Genomic DNA, 16124 nt, shown 5'->3' with positions numbered 1-16124 from the left:
GAACGATGGCGTAGAACTTTGAATCAGCCCTGGGCTCTCAGGCCTGCAGCTGGTGATCAGCGACGCCCACGCCGGGCTCAAGAAGGCTGTTGCCCGCTGCTGTCAGGGCACCAGCTGGCAGCGCTGCCGCGTGCATTTCGCCCGCAACCTGCTGGTCAAGGTGCCCAAAGGCAGTCAGGACATGGTGGCTGCCGCCCTGTGCTCGGTGTTCGTTCAGCCCGAGGCGGGGGCCGTCGAGCAGCAGTGGGAGCAGGTGATCACGATGCTCCAGGAGAAATTCCCCGCTGCTGCGGCCCTGATGCAGCAGGCCAGGGAGGACGTCCTGGCCTTCCGCTTCTATCCCCCGGAGCATTGGCGAAAGATCTGGAGCACCAACCCCCTGGAGCGGCTCAACAAGGAAATCAAGCGCCGCACGCGTGTCGTCGGCCTCTTCCCCAACGACGCCGCGATCATCCGCCTGGTGGGCGTCCTGCTGCTCGAGCAGCAGGAGGAATGGCAACTCGATGGCCGGCGCGTGTTCTCGGAACTATCGATGGCCAAGCTGGACAACACCAGCGATCAGGGCCAGGATCAACTCACAGCTGCAATCTCAGCAGCTGCCTGATCAGCCATCTCCGATCAGGTCACTGACCTCGGGATTTACACCACTCCACGGGGCGCGACCTAAGCCGGAACTAAACTGAAGGCCTGCCAGGCGGGTTTGAGCTTTGAAGCCGTGCTCATCAAAGGTCACTTCCTATGTAATATGAGTCCTGTAGTGCAAAGTTGGTGGACGGAGTATTGGCCCCAGCCCTGTCGCCCAATGAGAGCCTGATGACACTTCATGAGCTGCACCGGTGCTATGACTGCTTTGACGAGTTCCAAGCCGATCTGCCAAGCTTGATACAACTTGGATCGCTACTCGACGAATGCATCACCATCACCCAAGCACTTGGCATATTGGAGCCCCTTACAGGGGAACATGTACCGCCAGAAACGATGATGATGCAAGGCCAGAACTGGCGCGAGTCACTCATCGGAAATGGGCTTCTTAGTCGAAACCGTGCCGTACTCTGGCTTCTCGAAAGACTCTATGGATCACTTGAAACTCTGAGACATAAAGATGTATATCTAGCTGAGGCGCTGAGCGGTTTCGCTCTTTGGCTTAGGCGCCAGCTTGGACCAAATCGCCTGCTATGCAGTGAGTATCTAGAAGATGCCCAGTCAGCCTTTAGCGATATCTCCCATCAGGATTTGTCAAAGCTCACACTTGCGAGTTCCAGTCTCGATCTTGTGCTCTGCAATGATCTGTTTGAGCATCTGCCACTTTTGGATCGCGCTTTTGTAGAGATCGCTCGGGTACTGAGACCTAGAGGCCGGCTTGTAGCCACTTGTCCAATGGCTTTTGGCCGCCAGATCAGTATTGTCAAAGCCGTCGCTGATCCAGCGACAGGTGAAACCCAGATGTTCGGCGATGCCGAGCTGCACGGTGATCCCGTCCGCCCTGAGTGGGGTTCACTAGTGTATCGCATTCCTGGGTGGGAGATACTAGACCAGCTCAAGGAAGCAGGCATGGCGCAAGCCAAGATTCACCACATTTCCAGCTGGAAATACGGGGTGCTTGGAGCTGATCTCCCAGGCATTCTAGTGATCGAAGCTCAAAAGTAAGATTGTAGTAAGGGTAATTTCCAGTGAACACCAAAACCTTCTACCTTAAGCAGATCAGCTGTCTGCAGACCCCGGCCGACAACCCGGCTTGGCACGAGATCATCCACCACTCACCAGGTGTATCGCACAGCCTTGTTGAAGTAGAGCCTAGATTTCAGAGTGAGTCTATTTCTGTCCACACTGAATCTATTCTAACCGATCAAACCAACAGGCAAAGCCAAGCCGATGAGCCTATTCCCTGGTATCCAAAATCAATCGATCAACAGTTCGGCGAAGAAAGCAAGCCGTTATGTCTGCGCAGATTTACCTATGACTGTAGCTATCTGAGCCCCTTTGTAGGCAATCTTTATTCGCGCGAGCCCTCTGCGAAGGGATGGTACCGCTGGATTGGGCCCAATCCGATTTTGGAACTTAGGCTTCCTCTCGCGCCAGATATATCAGAGAACTGGCTATTTACAGCGACTTTCCATGCCTTCACCAATGAGGAACACGCAGAATGTCTTGCCTTTGAGGTGAATGGCCACCATAAGCCTCTTGAGTGGACAGGAGGTTCCTCCTATCAATGTAAGCTGAAGGCGAAAGACTTCTTAGGAACTTCGATTTCTAAAGGTATTTCTGTTGCAATTATCTCCCTTTCTATACCAGCTTCACGACAAGCCTCAGAAAGCGATCAGCGGATAATTGCTTTTGCCATCCGTTATTTATCCCTCGTTCCCGCTTGAGCTCCATGACAAAGCCTAAGCTCAGTATTGTTATTGCTACATTCAAGCGCTACGATACTTTAGCCAATTCCATCAATAGTGTCCTCACTCAGGAACACGTAGATCGCGAAGATCTTGAGATCATTGTAGTCGACAATACACCTCCCGGAGAGCGGAAGCCAGTTTACAATGCAATCAAATGTGATCAGTTCATCACTGAGGATATTTCAGGCCTAAGCAGAGCGCGAAACATTGGCATTGAGGCTTCTTGTGCCGAGCTTATTGCTTTCTTAGATGACGATGCTATGGCAAGCTCAACTTGGGCATCTGAAGCTATTGACTTGTTCAGTAATAATCCACAATGGGATGTGATCGGCGGGAGAATCCTTGCAAAATATCCAGCGAACCGCAAGCCCGTATGGATCGATTCCAAGCTAGAAGAATTTCTTTCTTGCATTGATTGGCCTGTTGATCAGCCGACGTCGATGGCTGAAGGAGTATGGATAGCAGGGGCGAATATGGTATTCCGTCGGCGGGTATTTCAGCAGGGTATTGGCTTTGATGAGAGACTCGGGCGCAACGGCACAAGTGCACTCCTGAGCAATGATGAAACCGAGCTTTTTGAAGCGATTGGAAAAGATCGAATCTATTATGTCCCACAGATGGCAGTGGACCACTTAATTCCAATAGAGCGCCTCGATCCCCAGTGGTTTCGTAAGCGCATCTTTTGGCAAGCATTATCTGACATCGTGGCTGGCACAGTGTGGCTCAGTTCAAAGGATGCGTCTCAACGCTTTGCGGACGATATTCTTAACGTTCCTGCTGAATATCGCAGTTACAGAGCGATGGAGTTTGAACCATCGAACAGTGAAGACATGAATCGGCAATTGAGGTTAATCTATTCGCAACTAATGATCATGATGAATGGCTCTCCTACCTTTACTTGGCCAAAGAGCTAATGAATTATCTCGGAAACGCTCTGATTCTTTCACCTTTTGCAACCCATCCATTGGATGCAGGACAGCGAAAGCGGGCATTTCAAACCACTTCTCTACTAAGGAAGTGGGGCTTCTCGATTACATTTCTGCACTTCGCTTTCGAAACGCGCTGGTATTGGGGCCACAATAGCGAAGACGATGCGGTGATCAGGAAACAGTGGGAGGGAGATGTTCTTCATTTCTATGCTAGCAAGGCTGTAGGCCTTCCACCAGCAAACGGTGAATCTCATCATTTAGATGAGTGGTGGGACGAAGCTTTGGGTAGCTATATCAGCAATATCTTTAGCAAGCGTCAGTATGATTTATTTGTCTGTCATAATGTCTGGCTTAGCAAGGCATTCGATTATGTACCTAATCGCTGCCTCAAGGCACTTGAGATGCATGATCTCTTCAGTCAAAGAGCAAAAGAATATGAGGCTACAGGAGTGAAGCCTGAATTCTTTTTCTGTAGCGAGAAAGATGAGATATTTGGCTTGAGACGTGCTGACTTGCTTCTAGCTATTAAACAGGAAGATGCAGACTGGTGTATAGCCAGGGGATTCTCTGACATCATCACTATCCCTTACGTTGAGGAGCCCGATCTAGATGTGACAGCCATTAGTCCAATGGCTAATTTGCAGCCACTCCATCCCGGGAAAGTGGTATTCGGAATGATTGGATCCGATATTCACTTCAACCGTCAATCCGTTCATGCCTTGATCAAAGAGTTAGAGGCAGTGGTGCGAGATACTTATGCACCAATTGAATTTGTCCTGGCGGGATCTATCTGCCGATCTGTCGGTGAATGCCCGAGCTTTGTCAAAAAGCTTGGGTTTGTTGATCATGTTTCTACATTCTACTCAGCTGTGGACGTGGTAACGGTGCCAATGTTGCATGGGACTGGCGTCAAGATCAAGTCGGTTGAAGCTCTCGCCTACAGCAAGCCTGTTCTGTTTACAGTTCATAGTGCTGAAGGGACTGGTTTTCATGGACGCATCTGTCAGAGCTTGAGAGAGATGGCATTATGGGCAGCACAAATCTCACTGGATGGAAAGGTTCCTGCTGATCTTGTTAAGGAATGCAATGAAAGCTCTACTCGAGCTTCTGGCTGGATTCAAGGTGCAAAGGACAGACTTATCTTTTGGTACAACTTGGGAAGACCCTCTTTTTTCCAGCTTCTTGGAACTAGGTCTGCTTCTCTATCCAGGGTTATAGTTGAGTCATTTGCAGGACTTGCGCTCTACAAAGAACTTGTCAGCGCCTTTCGACCGCAAGGCATTGCTGTTCAGCCAGAAATGGAGCAATTTATTGCGTCAGTCCCATCAGACCAAATACCTAAGATTCAATCACTGTCCGCGGCTATTGATTCTTGGTCAAGCTCGACGTTTGCAGTCTTTTCATTCGGACAGTATCAGCTGCTAGACATCTTTCTTTCTAATCCTGGTCCTCGGTTGATTCTGCTTGATTGCAGATTCTGCTCCGTTGAAGAGTTAAACTCACTATCTTCGTTGAGCGCTGCAACTATGCACGCAATGATATACTTGCTCACCCCATTGCAAGCATCGCTGATTAACGCGTCTTCCGGGATGAGGGTGGTTGTCTACCCTATCCTCTCTGATCGCTCAACATGGGATCCCCATCTCCATCCTCTGTATGCTGAGATCGCATTGCATGCATCCCACATGTCTAGTGATCCCTATCTAGAAGTTCGCCTAGAAGTAGATGCTTCTGGTCTAGAGAGTGATGATGTTGGCGATAGTCATTTCTTCCCTCTTTCCCCCAGCATGATTATTCGAGAGGCGATTGGGGACATTGACAAGCTTTGCAGGGATACCATGGATAGCAAATAAGCAGACGCAGAGTTTACGGCCGAGTCGTTGGATACTCTCTTGGCCTGAAGAGATCCTGGGAAACCAGTACGGTCCAAGCGAGAATGGTCTCGTGATTACAGACCAGGTCTGCGCTGATGGGCGGCAAGCAGCTCGGCTTCTCGGCTTATGAGCTGACCACAGCCAAGAAGCAGACCAAACGCGAGAAGTTCCTCTCGGAGATAGAGGCCGTCGTGCCCTGGGAGGCGCTGATCGCCCTGATCGAACCCCACTACCCTAAGACGAGCAAGAAGGGGGGCCGGCCTCCGTATCCACTGGCCACCATGCTGAGGATCCACCCAGGACTGATTCAAAGTCTGGCACAGCAATCCTTGCCGTGGCTGCGACCATGGGCTGAGGTCAGCGGGATCGCTCCGTCTCCGTGCCTCAGATCGCCTCTGCCGCAACTGATCTCGACCTGATCAGCTACCTACAGGCGATTCCTGATGCCCGCATGCGACGGGGCGTTCGCATCCCGGCTTGGTATCTGCTCCTGGTGGCGGTTCTCGGAATCCTGAGCCGGTGCGAGAGCCTGCGGGATCTGGAGCGCTTTGCCCGGCGCTGACGTGGACCCTGGAAATCGGTCCAGGGTGAATGAGAGTCCTCAACCGGCCAGACTGGGCCGGGGACTTCACCATGAAACGAATCCGCCACACACCCGAGCAGATCATCCGCAAGCTCAAGACCGCAGAGCAGCTGATCGCCCAGGGCAAGACCGTCAACGAGGTCTGCCGCGTGATCGAGGTGACACAGCCGACCTACCACCGCTGGCGGCAGCAGTTTGGAGGGATGCAGGCCGAGGAGGCCAAGCGCCTGACCCAGCTGGAGAAGGAGAACGCCCGACTCAAGAAGCTGCTGGCCGAGGCCGAGCTGGAGAAGGCAATGCTGAAAGACCTTGCCGAGGGAAACTTCTGAGCCCGGAACGCAGGCGCAGGGCGGTCCTCGTCCTGCAGCAGCGTTACCGGGCATCTGAGCGGTTCGCCTGCCGGCTGGTGGGTCAGCACCGCAGCACCCAACGCCATGGCGGGACGGTCCCTGGGGCCGAGGAGGCCAAGCTCAGGCGCCGGCTGAGGGAGATCGCCGCTGAGCACATCCGCTGGGGCCGGCGGATGGCCCACCGCGTGCTGCGGCGGGAGGGCTGGGCTGTGAATCACAAGTGGGTGCAACGGATCTGGCGGGAGGAAGGTCTGCAGCGGCCCACTCCCCGAAAGCAGAAACGGGCACGGCCCGCGGACGGGTCGGTGCGCCGCCATCAGGCCGAGTATCCCCATCAGATCCCGGTTCGATGGTCGCGGTGGTGGTTCCGCTGCCCTGGCACCAGCGCCGCAGCGCGTGGGCGATGAATTCGGGGCCGTTGTCGCACCGGATGAACGCCGGCGCCGGGTAGAGGCTGGTGAGCTCCTCCAGCACGGCCACCACGTCCCTGGCCTTGCAGCGCCTGCCCACCCGGATGGCCAGGCAGAGGCGGCTGTGCTCATCGATCACGTTCAGGAACTTGAGCCGCCGGCCATCGGCCGTGGCATCGAACTGAAAGTCCATCGCCCACACTGAGGTGGGTGCCTTTTATTGGACAGCCTTGGCCCCTGACATCGTTAACCCCGGACGGGAGGAACAGGGTTGGGTCTCATTGTAGACCTGATTGGGAGTTCTGCCTCCCAGGGCACTGTGGGGTCTCACATGGCCGTACCTCCACAGGAAGCGGGCCAGGCTGACTTCTGCTTCCCAACCATCGCTGTAGGCATGCAGGTAGACCTCCTCATACTTGAGCGTCCTCCAGAGTCGCTCGACAAGGATGTTGTCGTAGCAACGCTTCCTGCCGGACCAGCTGATCCTGATTCCCTCCTTCTGCAGCCTGCCGACGAACTCAGCAGAGGTGAACTGGCAGCCCTGATCGGAATGGAAGATCTCTGGCCTGCGGCCAGTGGATAAGGCCATCTCCAGGGCATCCAGGCAGAACTCCGTGTCAAGGCTGTTGGAGAGCCTCCAACTGAGGACGTGCCTTGAGTGGAGATCCATGATCGCCACCAGATAGAGAAAGCCCTTTTGCAGCGGGATGTAGGTGATATCGGTGGCCCAGACCTGGTCCACGGTGTGGATCTCATCGATGTCCACCAGGCAGGGGAATCGCTCCGATGGCTCGCCTGGAATCGTGGTCCGGGGTTTCTGGTAGATCGCCCGTAAACCCATGCGGCGCATGAGGTTTCGCACGCGGTCACGGCTGATCGGGATCCCTTCCCTGGCCAGGTAGGCCACGATTCGTCGGCTGCCGCTGCAGGGATCCTCCAGGTAGAGGGCATCAATCCTGGCCATGATCCGTAGCGTCGACGAACGGACCGGAGCAGGTCGGTAGTAGAGCGTGGATCGCGGGAGCCCCAGGAGGGCACACTGCCGGCTGATGCTGAGCTGGCTGTGGTCGTGATCGACCAGGCTGCGGAGTTCATGAGCCTCACAGGAGCTGAGACTTTTTTTTGAGCCACTCCAGCTCCATCTGCAGGCGGCCGATCTGCTGGAACAGCTCCGCCTCCCTGGCCTGACCGTCCTCCTTGTCCTTGCTCTTCCTGCCTCTGGTGAACAGATCGCTCGCCCCGTCCAGGAGCTGTTTCTTCCACTGGCTCACCTGGATCGGGTGAATCGCGTGGTCAGCGGCGATCTCCTGGATCGTCTTGCGGCCGCTGATCGCCTCCATGGCGACTTTGGCCTTGAACTCAGGGCTGTGGGTTCGGCGCTTGCTCATTGGTGGGAGCCCCTTCTCAGGGGCGGTGCCCCGCCTCAAAGGTTAACGATGGGACCTGTCCAGAAAAACCAGACCACCTCAATCTCCGTGGCAGAACGGCTTTGCCGAGTCGTTCAACGGACGGTTCAGGGATGAATTCCTCAACACTGAGCTATTCACCACAGCCCCAGAGGCTCAGATCCTGGCCGATCGTTGGCGCTGGGAGTACAACTCACTCAGGCCGCATTCGGCTCTCCAGGGGCGTACGCCCCTGGAGGCAGTTCAACAGGGAGCTGCCGCATGACCATGACCACCCACTCTCATAAGGATTGGACCGATAAAGGGGGTCACGTCAGCGCCATCACGCTGTTCTCACCGAGGCGCTGGGGATCGAACTGCGGCGCCCACCGTCGGATTCCGCCTTCCGCTACTTCTTCCTGCAGGTGGATGTCACGGCCGTCTGCGATGCCATTCGCGACTGGACGATCGCTCAGATCCCTGATGGTGCGGCCGATCCGGTAACTGCCAGGAAAGATGGCGCTCCTGACGCCCATCAGGCGGTCATGGCCAAGGTAGCCGCAGTGATGCCGTTTTCCGGTGGCGGTGGATTGATCCAGACCACCTCCGGCTGCCGCCAGCAGCGGGTGCTGCGACTCCAGCGGCGTGGGTGACGCTGACGAGCCTGCTCGTAGACCCGGGCACGCTGCTGGCAGATGGCGTTCGCCTGTCCGCTGTGGCGTTGGACGGGCGTGACGAACCGGATACCGCTGTGGCGGTGCTGGTGGTTGTACCAGCTCACGAATGACGCCACCCAGTCGCAGGCCTCTGTCCCGCTCTGGAACGGGCGCCGCGGGTAGTCCGGCCGGTATTTCGCGGTGCGGAACAGCGATTCGGAGTAGGGATTGTCGTTGCTGACCCTCGGCCTGGAAAAGGATCTGAGCACCCCCAGTTCCTCCAGCCGGACCTCGAGGGTGGCGGCCCTCATGGCATTGCCGTTGTCGGCATGGAGGATCAACGGTTGGCGGCGGCCCCTACCGATCCGCTCCCTGAGGCAGGCCCTGCTCACGAGATCAGCGGCGATCTGAGCGTCTTCCCGCTCAGCGACATCCCAGGCCACCACCTTGCGGCTCCAGACATCGATCACCAGGTAGAGGTAGAGCCACACCCCCCGCACTCTTGTGGGCAGGTAGGTGATGTCCCAGCTCCAGAGCTGATTCGGACCCCTGGCTTGCAGGCGGGGCACCGGCCGGGGCCCTTGGGGCGGACGGGCACGACCACGCCGATGAGCCTGGCCGTGGGCATGGAGCACCCGATAGAAACTGCGCTCCGAGCCGATATACAGCCCACGGTCGGCCAGGACCGGCACGATCTGGCCCGGCGGCAAGGCCGCGAACTCCGGCTGGTTGCAGGTGAGCAGGATCCGCTGGCGCTCCTCGGCGGTGAGGCGGTGAGAAACGTGACGGGAGCTGCCTTTACGGCGATCCAGTCCGTCCCCATCACCGGCGAACTGACGCCGCCAGCGCTGCAGGGTGCGGAGCCCCATGCCGAGGAGAGCGGCCACCTCACGGGCCCGTGCCCCGGCGGCCACGGCGGCATCAAGGATCTCGAGGGCCTTGCGGCGATCACCGGGAGAGGTCAATCCCCCGCGTCCTCGCCCCAGTAGGCCTGGATCTTTTTTGAGGCGATCAGCAGTGCCGCCGCCTCCGCCAGGGCCTTGTCCTTGCGGCGCAGTTCCTGCTGGAGGCGTTTGATCTCTCGCTGATCGGCCTGGTGGCGCTTCTCCAGGTCCTTCTGCTCGGCCATCGTCAGCCGCTGCTGGGCATTGGCATCCTGGGCTGCCTGTCGCCAGCGGTCCACCTGCTCGGGGAACAGGCCCCGCTCGCGGCAGTAGGCGCCGAGTTCGGTGGCGTTCATTCCCGCGCTCTCCAGCACCACCGTGAACTTGTCGGAAGCAGTCCAGCCCTCAGGATCCTTCTGGGTGGCCGGCACCACCTCCCCCTGCAGCCGCCAGACCTTGCGCCACTTGTAGAGGGTGATCACGTGAATGCCCAGCTCCTGGGAGATGTCAGCCACGCTCTGGCGATTGGGCGGGCTCATCCGACGGCGGACGTCAGCCTTGACGGCCTCGCTGTAACGGTGACTGCCAGGAAAGATGACGCCCATGCCGCCCATCAGGCAGCCCTGGCCAAGGTAGCCGCAGTGACGCCGCTCTCCGGTGGCGGCGGATTGATCCAGACCCAGGGCTGATTCAAAGTTCGGCACAGCAATCCTTGCCACGGCTGCCAGCATGGGCTGAGGTCAGCGGGATCGCTCCGTCTCCGTGCCCCAGATCGCCTCTGCCGCAACTGATCTCGACCTGATCACCTACCTCCGGGCTATTCCTGATGCCCGCATGCGCCGGGGCGTTCGCATCCCGGCCTGGTACCTGCTCCTGGTTGCGGTTCTCGGAATCCTGAGCCGTTGCGAGAGCCTCCGGGATCTGGAGCGCTTTGCCCGGCGCCATCACGCTGTTCTCATCGAGGCGCTTGGGATCGAACTGCGGCGCCCACCGTCTGATTCCGCCTTCCGCTACTTCTTCCTGCAGGTGGATGTCACGGCCGTCTGCGATGCCATTCGCGACTGGACGATCGCTCAGATCCCTGATGATGCGGCCGATCTCGATCAGCTGGTGTGTGACGGCAAGACGTTGCGGGGCTCGGCAGAGCCCACCGCTGGCGGTGGCTCGGCCTTCATTGCCCAGGTGACGCTCTACTCCGCGGCCCTGGGCGTGGCGATTGCTCAGACCTGCACCGCCACAGGCGAGGACCACGAGCGGGCTGTCCTCAGGAGGCTGCTTGGAGAGCTCGACCTCGGCGGTGTGCTGGTTCAGGCCGACGCACTCCACACGCAGAAACCGTTTTTCGGCAGCTCCAGGAGCAGGGAGCCGACTTCCTGCTGACGGTCAAAGCCAACCAGCGGACGCTGCATCGTCAGATCCGCAGCCAATTCCAGGGGAAGCGCCGGATCCCTTTCACCGCAACGGATCACGAGCTTGGCCATGGCCGTGACATCACCTGGAGCATCCGGGCGAAAGAGGCACCCGCTCACATCAAGGAGAACTGGCCCGGCAGTGCCTGGATCGTGGAGGTGAGCGCCACCGGCTCCCGCCAGGGCAAGCCGTTTCAGGCCACCCACCGGTTCATCACCAGTCTGCGCACCCCTCCAAAAGCCCTGCTGCAACTGGTCCGTGACCGCTGGAGCCTGGAAAGCTGGCACTGGATCCGGGACACCCAGCTCAGAGAAGACAACCACCGCTACGGCGGCAATGGCGCCGGAGTGATGGCCACGCTGCGCACCGCCGCTCTCAACCTCCTGCGACTGGCTGGATTCCGCTCCGTCCGCGAGGGACTCCAGGTCGTGATGCACGACATCACCACGCTGCTGGCGATGGTCAGGAGGCCACCAGGGGGAACGATGGCGTAGAACTTTGAATCAGCCCTGGATCCAGACCACCTCCGGCTGCTGCCAGCAGCGCGTGCTGCGACTCCAATGGCGTGGGTGACGCTGACGGGCTTGCTCGTAGACCCGGGCACGCCGCTGGCAGATGGCGTTCGCCTGTCCGCTGTGTCGTTGGACGGGCGTGACGAACCGGATGCCGCTGTGGCGATGCCGGTGGTTGTACCAGCTCACGAACGTCGCCACCCAGTCGCAGGCCTCCTCCACGCTGTGGAACGGACGCCGCGGGTAGTTCGGCCGGTATTTCGCGGTGCGGAACAGCGACTCGGAGTAGGGGTTGTCGTTGCTGACCCTCGGCCTGGAAAAGGATCTGAGCACCCCCAGCTCCTCCAGCCGGGCCTCAAGGGTGGCGGCCCTCATGGCATTGCCGTTGTCGGCATGGAGGATCAACGGTTGACGGTGACCTTTGCCGATCCGCTCCCTGAGGCAGGCCCTGCTCACGAGATCAGCGGCGATTTGGGACTCTTCCCGGTCGGCCACATCCCAGGCCACCACCTTGCGGCTCCAGACATCGATCACCAGATAGAGATAGAGCCACACCCCCCGCACTCTTGTGGGCAGGTAGGTGATGTCCCAGCTCCAGAGCTGATTCGGTCCCCTGGCTTGCAGGCAGGGCACCGGCCGGGGACCTTGGGACGGACGGGCACGACCACGCCGATGGGTCTGGCCGTGGGCATGGAGCACCCGATAGAAGCTGCGCTCGGAGTCGATATAGAGCCCCCGATCGGCCAGGACCGGCACGATCTGGCCCGGCGGCGACGCTGCGAACTCCGGCTGGTTGCAGGTGAGCGGAATCCGCTGGCGCTCCTCGGCGGTGAGGCGGTGAGAAACGAGACGGGAGCTGCCTTTGCGGCGATCCCGTCCGTCCCCAGGGCTGCTTTAAAGTCTCACGAGATCGTCGTTGGCGCTGGTCAGGAAGTCAATAGGGGGGTTCTGTAGAACTTTGAATCAACCCTGCCGGGCCAGTCTCGCCGGTTGAGGACTCTCATACACTCTGGACCAATCATCGGAACCAGGCCAGCAACACCCCGAGCGGTTCGCGATCGACTTGACCCTAAAGCTCAGGCCATTGGAGCCCTTGGGTGTCGTGTTGCAGACCGATCTCGTTGAGCAACCCCTGCAGTTCACCAACCTCAAGCTGGCCAAGGGCCCCTCGGAGAGCAACCTCGCCAGCGCCATTCTCCCTGGCCTGCAGCAGCGCCAGGGCGATCTGCTGATCCTGCACTCCACCCTGGAAGCCCGCCCCGGCCGGCTCCTCGCACAAGGCGGCCGCATATCGCAACCAGGCCTCAGGGTTGTTTTGGTCCTCCCGCTCCGGATAGTGGGGGTGCTGGAGCTCGCTCATCCAGGCAAGGTGTAGAAGGCCAGGAGCTCCTCCTCCCCCGCGCCTGTTGCCGGCGCCCAGCCGTCCTCCGGGGTCGGATCTGCGGGCGACCTGGCAGGCAGATGCACCTGCTGCAACAGCTCTCTCAGGCTCTCCTGGCAGGCCACCTGCCCCCAGCCCCGCTCCAGGTGCGTCTGGGCCGCATCGGCCAGGCCCTGCCAGATGTCGTCGTGCTGGTAGCTGTGCTGCACAGCGGCGGCGAAGGCCTCGGCGTCGGCCGCGATGCGGGCCTGCACCCCATCCCGCAGCCCCAGGCCTTCAGCGGCCACCGGGGTCAGCACCATCGGCAGGCCGCAGGCCATCGCCAGGAGCACCTTGCCTTTCACACCGGCGCCGTAGCGCAGCGGCAGCACCGCCAACCGCATCCGGCTGAGCAGGGCTTCCAGATCGGCCACGTAGCCGTGCACCACCACATCCTCGCCTTCAAGCGTGAGTAGCTCCGGCGGTGGCTTGGAGCCCACCACATGCAGGCGCGGGCAGCAGCCACGCTCCCGCAGCCGCGGCATCACCGCTTCGATGTAGAAGCGCACCGCATCCAGATTCGGCGGGTGCCCGAAGCCGCCCACGAACACCACATCACTCCGCTCTGCGAACGGCACGGTGGAGCGCGTGGCCGAAACCCGTGGCGGCAGCACCGCCAGTACGCAGCTGGGCTGCAGCCGCTCCTCGGCCGCCTGGCGCTCCGCCTCGCTCAGCAGCACCGCCACATCCACCGCGTGCAGGATGCGCCGCTCCAGGGCGTCCATCCGCTGCAGCTCCAGCTCACTCACCTGATCCGGGGCCAGCTGCCGCTGCCGCTCCATCCGCAGGCCATGCAGATCGTGGCTGTAGTACAGCAGCGGCACATAGGGCGCTGCTTCCCGCAGCAGATCCAGGCAGCGCTCCGCCACCTGCGGCCGGCACAGCAACACGGCATCGAAGCTGGCGGCCTGCTCCTGCAGATAGGCCTCCACGTTGCTGATCCAGGGGTGGTGGATCACCTCCACCCCCATCGCCCGCAGCGGATCGCCGTAATCGGGCCGGTCGAGCAAGTTGTCCACCGGCACGTAGGTGAGGTGGTAGCCGAGGGCCCGCAGATCCACCATCAGGTTGTGGATGTAGAGCGAGCCGGCGTCCTGATCGGGGGTGGGCAGGGTCACCTCGAGGATGAGGATCCGGCCCACACAGCGATTCGAGGCTTGCAGCACCTTCGTGGCGTTGGCCTGGTGCTGCTCCAGCACGGAGCTCCACTTGCCGCGGAAGAGCTGCTGGTTGCGGAGCTGGTAGCGCTTCACGCCGCTCTGGGGATCGCGGCCGCTGGAGGCCCCCTCGCAGTGGATCACCTGCGAGAGCGGCTGCACGTACACCCGCAGGCCCAGGGCCCGCACCTGCATGGCCAGGTCGGTGTCTTCGTAATAAGCGGGGGCGTAGCGCGGATCGAAGCCGCCGCTGCGCTCCAGCACGGCCCGGCTGATCATCAGGCAGGCGCCGGAGATGTAATCCACCTCCCGCAGGAAGCGGTAAGCCGGATCGTTGCGTTCCCCGTCGCGCCCGTAGTTCCAGGCCGAACCATCGGCCCACACGATCCCGCCCGCCTCCTGCAGTCGGCCATTGGGATAGAGCAGCTGCGGCCCCACCAGTCCCGCTGCCGGAAAGCGGCGGAAGGTGGCCAGCAGCGGCGGCAACCAGCCGCTGCACACCAGCGTGTCGTTGTTGAGCAGCACGATCCAGGCTCCGCTGGCGCGTGCGGCACCCGCGTTGCAGCTGCGCAGGTAGCCCAGGTTGCTGGCGTTGCGCAGCAGCCTCAGCTGGTGCCGGTGCGGTTCGGCTTCGAGAGCCTGAAACACCTCCGGCGGTGGCTCCGGCGAGCAGTCGTCCATCAGGATCAGCTCCAGGGCCGGGCCTGAAGCCGTGGCCGCATCCAGCAGCAGGCTCCAGAGGCACTGCAGCGTCTGCTGCCAGTTGCCGTAGGAGGGAATCACGATCGACACCCGCTCCCCTGGCTCCGAGGGCGCCGGGCACGTTGCCAGTTGCCGCCAGAGCTGCTGCACCTGCCGCTCCAGCGGCCCCAGAGCTTCGGGCGCCGGCGGTTCGGTGGCGCTCTCCAGCAGCGGCTTCAGCTCAAGCCAGTCGGCCGAGGCGAGGGGCGCCTGCCGCTCGCGCAGGTGGCGGGCGTAGATCGGCTGCAGCAGCGCCAGTCGCTCCGGCAGCGGCAGATGCTCCAGGTCGCCGCGCAGCTCAGCGGGTGAGGTGTAGAGCGTGGCCGGATCATCGGCGCAGAGCTGCCGACTGATGCCCAGGTAGGCCCGCATCGGGCTGATGGACCGGCACTCCAGCGAGGCCGTCAGCTCGGGATCGGAGAGGCAGGTGAGGCCAGGGGCCACCCCTGCTGGCTCAGCGGATGAACCATCGGCGTCGAAATAAACCGTGCTGGTGGGCCAGTGGTTGCTGGCCCGGATCAGCACCGACTCGGAGGTGCCGGGGAGGCTGAGCCGGAACAGGTGGCTGATGGCCGAGCTGGAGGGCACACGGAGCGTGAGTTCCAGCCAAGCCAAGCGTCAGCCCTGGGTGAGGAGGATATCCAGAATGGATCAGACCACGAACTGGATGTCGTCTTCCGACCAGATGTGGCCGTTGGTGGCCGTGAGGGTGATCGTTTCGCCCGCCGTGTTGGTGATGACAAGGGTGTCGGTGCCCAGGCCGCCCACAGGCGACTGAATGTCGGAGGCCAGGAAGGCGATCTGGTCTTCGCCGGCGGTGAAGTCGGTGATGGTGTCGGCATCGCCGGTCACCACCTGGTCGGTGGTGAAGTACAGCGTGTCTTCACCTTCTCCGAGGGACACCTGGTCGCTGCCGGAACCGCCCCGAACCAGGTCGGCGCCGCCGCCGGCCACCACTGTGTCGTCGCCGCCGCCGGCGCGGATCAGATCGTTGTTGCCGGAGTAGGTGATGGTGTCGTTGCCGGCACCGGTGTGGACGTAGTTGTTGATCTCCACGTCATCGGCCAGGCCGCCGGTCACCTGGCTGATGGTGGGCGCAGGGGTGCCCTCGGGAGCGCCGGGCTCGGGAGCGAGTTCCGTGTCCTGACTGATGGCCGGGGGGTCCTCGATCTCCACAGCGGTGATGATCTTGTCGCCGCTCACTTCCTGAGTGGTGGGCAGCGATTCGATGATCGCCCCACCGCTCTCCACAACGATGTTGACGCTGCCGGTGCCGAGGCCAATGGTGGCGTCGTCTGAATTGACGACCACCGTCTGGGTCTCGGAGCCGGTCGGAGTGCCCTCAACGAAAATGGGAGCCTGCTCGCCGGTCTCCTCATCCACAGGAACCTGGGACGTGTCGAAAACAGTCTCGTCTGGC

Annotated in this window: 14 protein-coding genes and 5 pseudogenes; 11 read left to right on the top strand and 8 right to left on the bottom strand. The window is 60.6% G+C overall.

All coding sequences use genetic code 11. The features are described 5' to 3' along the window. The first annotated feature begins 52 nt into the window (after positions 1-52). The 7 genes and pseudogenes from EVJ50_RS05620 to EVJ50_RS14945 all read left to right on the top strand — a co-directional run. Entirely contained in the window at positions 53-604 is a 552-nt protein-coding gene (locus tag EVJ50_RS05620) for a transposase (protein ID WP_370455609.1), read from the top strand. Between the two features lie 209 nt (positions 605-813). Further along, a complete protein-coding gene (locus tag EVJ50_RS05615) occupies positions 814-1647 on the top strand; it encodes a methyltransferase domain-containing protein (protein WP_150882823.1) in 834 nt (277 codons plus the stop codon). 23 nt (positions 1648-1670) lie between these two features. Then, entirely contained in the window at positions 1671-2369 is a 699-nt protein-coding gene (locus EVJ50_RS05610; protein WP_150882821.1) for a hypothetical protein, read from the top strand. 5 nt (positions 2370-2374) lie between these two features. Next, on the top strand, positions 2375-3307 hold the full coding sequence (locus EVJ50_RS05605) for a glycosyltransferase family 2 protein (RefSeq protein ID WP_150882819.1): 933 nt from the start codon (positions 2375-2377) through the stop codon (positions 3305-3307). After that, positions 3292-5175 (top strand): glycosyltransferase, encoded by a 1884-nt coding sequence (locus EVJ50_RS05600; RefSeq protein WP_150882817.1) that lies wholly within the window; start codon positions 3292-3294, stop codon positions 5173-5175. Before EVJ50_RS05605 ends, EVJ50_RS05600 begins: the two co-directional genes overlap by 16 nt. 116 nt (positions 5176-5291) lie before the next feature. Next, a pseudogene (locus tag EVJ50_RS05595) lies at positions 5292-5492 on the top strand (IS5/IS1182 family transposase); the annotation flags it as partial. Positions 5493-5829: 337 nt separating this feature from the next. After that, positions 5830-6413 (top strand): annotated as a pseudogene (locus tag EVJ50_RS14945) (transposase); the annotation flags it as partial. A gap of 112 nt (positions 6414-6525) precedes the next feature. Here the strand turns inward: EVJ50_RS14945 and EVJ50_RS14940 are convergent. The 3 genes and pseudogenes from EVJ50_RS14940 to EVJ50_RS14935 form a co-directional block, all read right to left on the bottom strand. Next, positions 6526-6732: pseudogene (locus EVJ50_RS14940) on the bottom strand (DDE-type integrase/transposase/recombinase); the annotation flags it as partial. Between the two features lie 24 nt (positions 6733-6756). Next, positions 6757-7590 (bottom strand): IS3 family transposase, encoded by an 834-nt coding sequence (locus tag EVJ50_RS05575; protein ID WP_255452644.1) that lies wholly within the window; start codon positions 7588-7590, stop codon positions 6757-6759. Positions 7591-7639: 49 nt separating this feature from the next. Then, positions 7640-7927 (bottom strand): transposase, encoded by a 288-nt coding sequence (locus EVJ50_RS14935; protein WP_225323104.1) that lies wholly within the window; start codon positions 7925-7927, stop codon positions 7640-7642. 76 nt (positions 7928-8003) lie between these two features. Between EVJ50_RS14935 and EVJ50_RS05570 the strand changes: the two are divergent. Next, positions 8004-8210 (top strand): annotated as a pseudogene (locus tag EVJ50_RS05570) (transposase); the annotation flags it as partial. A gap of 43 nt (positions 8211-8253) precedes the next feature. Here the strand turns inward: EVJ50_RS05570 and EVJ50_RS05565 are convergent. Together EVJ50_RS05565 and EVJ50_RS05560 are read right to left on the bottom strand one after the other, a co-directional pair. Beyond that, a complete protein-coding gene (locus EVJ50_RS05565; RefSeq protein WP_150882811.1) occupies positions 8254-8460 on the bottom strand; it encodes a hypothetical protein in 207 nt (68 codons plus the stop codon). Beyond that, positions 8460-10069 (bottom strand): annotated as a pseudogene (locus EVJ50_RS05560) (IS3 family transposase). The gene EVJ50_RS05565 and the pseudogene EVJ50_RS05560 overlap by 1 nt, the downstream one beginning before the upstream one ends. A gap of 157 nt (positions 10070-10226) precedes the next feature. Here EVJ50_RS05560 and EVJ50_RS05555 point away from each other — a divergent pair. Together EVJ50_RS05555 and EVJ50_RS05550 are read left to right on the top strand one after the other, a co-directional pair. Next, positions 10227-10844: a transposase family protein gene (locus tag EVJ50_RS05555; RefSeq protein ID WP_150882807.1), complete on the top strand. Its 618-nt coding sequence runs from the start codon at positions 10227-10229 to the stop codon at positions 10842-10844. Next, complete coding sequence (locus EVJ50_RS05550) at positions 10838-11368, top strand: ISAs1 family transposase (protein WP_150882805.1); 531 nt, start codon at positions 10838-10840, stop codon at positions 11366-11368. The genes EVJ50_RS05555 and EVJ50_RS05550 overlap by 7 nt, the downstream gene beginning before the upstream one ends. Positions 11369-11377: 9 nt before the next feature. Here EVJ50_RS05550 and EVJ50_RS05545 read toward each other — a convergent pair whose 3' ends face one another. Next, positions 11378-12196: an IS3 family transposase gene (locus tag EVJ50_RS05545; protein WP_225323164.1), complete on the bottom strand. Its 819-nt coding sequence runs from the start codon at positions 12194-12196 to the stop codon at positions 11378-11380. A 292-nt stretch (positions 12197-12488) separates the two neighbouring features. Between EVJ50_RS05545 and EVJ50_RS05540 the strand changes: the two genes are divergently transcribed. Beyond that, positions 12489-12761 (top strand): hypothetical protein, encoded by a 273-nt coding sequence (locus EVJ50_RS05540; RefSeq protein WP_150882804.1) that lies wholly within the window; start codon positions 12489-12491, stop codon positions 12759-12761. Here EVJ50_RS05540 and EVJ50_RS05535 read toward each other — a convergent pair. Both EVJ50_RS05535 and EVJ50_RS05530 read right to left on the bottom strand, forming a co-directional pair. Then, the gene (locus tag EVJ50_RS05535) at positions 12743-15319 is read right to left on the bottom strand and encodes a glycosyltransferase (RefSeq protein WP_150882802.1); all 2577 of its coding nucleotides are present in this window, start codon (positions 15317-15319) and stop codon (positions 12743-12745) included. The two genes, EVJ50_RS05540 and EVJ50_RS05535, sit on opposite strands and share 19 nt — an antisense overlap. A gap of 36 nt (positions 15320-15355) precedes the next feature. Next, positions 15356-16087 carry a calcium-binding protein gene (locus tag EVJ50_RS05530; RefSeq protein ID WP_150882801.1) on the bottom strand — a complete coding sequence of 244 codons (732 nt, stop codon included), beginning with the start codon at positions 16085-16087 and terminating at the stop codon, positions 15356-15358. Between the last annotated feature and the right edge of the window lie 37 nt (positions 16088-16124).

The sequence above is a fragment of the Synechococcus sp. RSCCF101 genome (assembly GCF_008807075.1).
GTDB lineage: Bacteria > Cyanobacteriota > Cyanobacteriia > PCC-6307 > Cyanobiaceae > RSCCF101.
The sequence above is the reverse complement of the archived record's forward strand: the minus strand, read 5'-3'. Positions and strand labels throughout refer to the sequence as shown.

What these genes read in the sequence shown, in the direction of transcription:
- EVJ50_RS05615 (WP_150882823.1), top strand. Translation starts at nt 814, where the DNA reads ATGACACTTCATGAGCTGCACCGGTGCTATGACTGCTTTGACGAGTTC.
- EVJ50_RS05605 (WP_150882819.1), top strand. Translation starts at nt 2,375, where the DNA reads ATGACAAAGCCTAAGCTCAGTATTGTTATTGCTACATTCAAGCGCTAC.
- EVJ50_RS14935 (WP_225323104.1), bottom strand. Translation starts at nt 7,927, where the DNA reads ATGAGCAAGCGCCGAACCCACAGCCCTGAGTTCAAGGCCAAAGTCGCC.
- EVJ50_RS05565 (WP_150882811.1), bottom strand. Translation starts at nt 8,460, where the DNA reads ATGGGCGTCAGGAGCGCCATCTTTCCTGGCAGTTACCGGATCGGCCGC.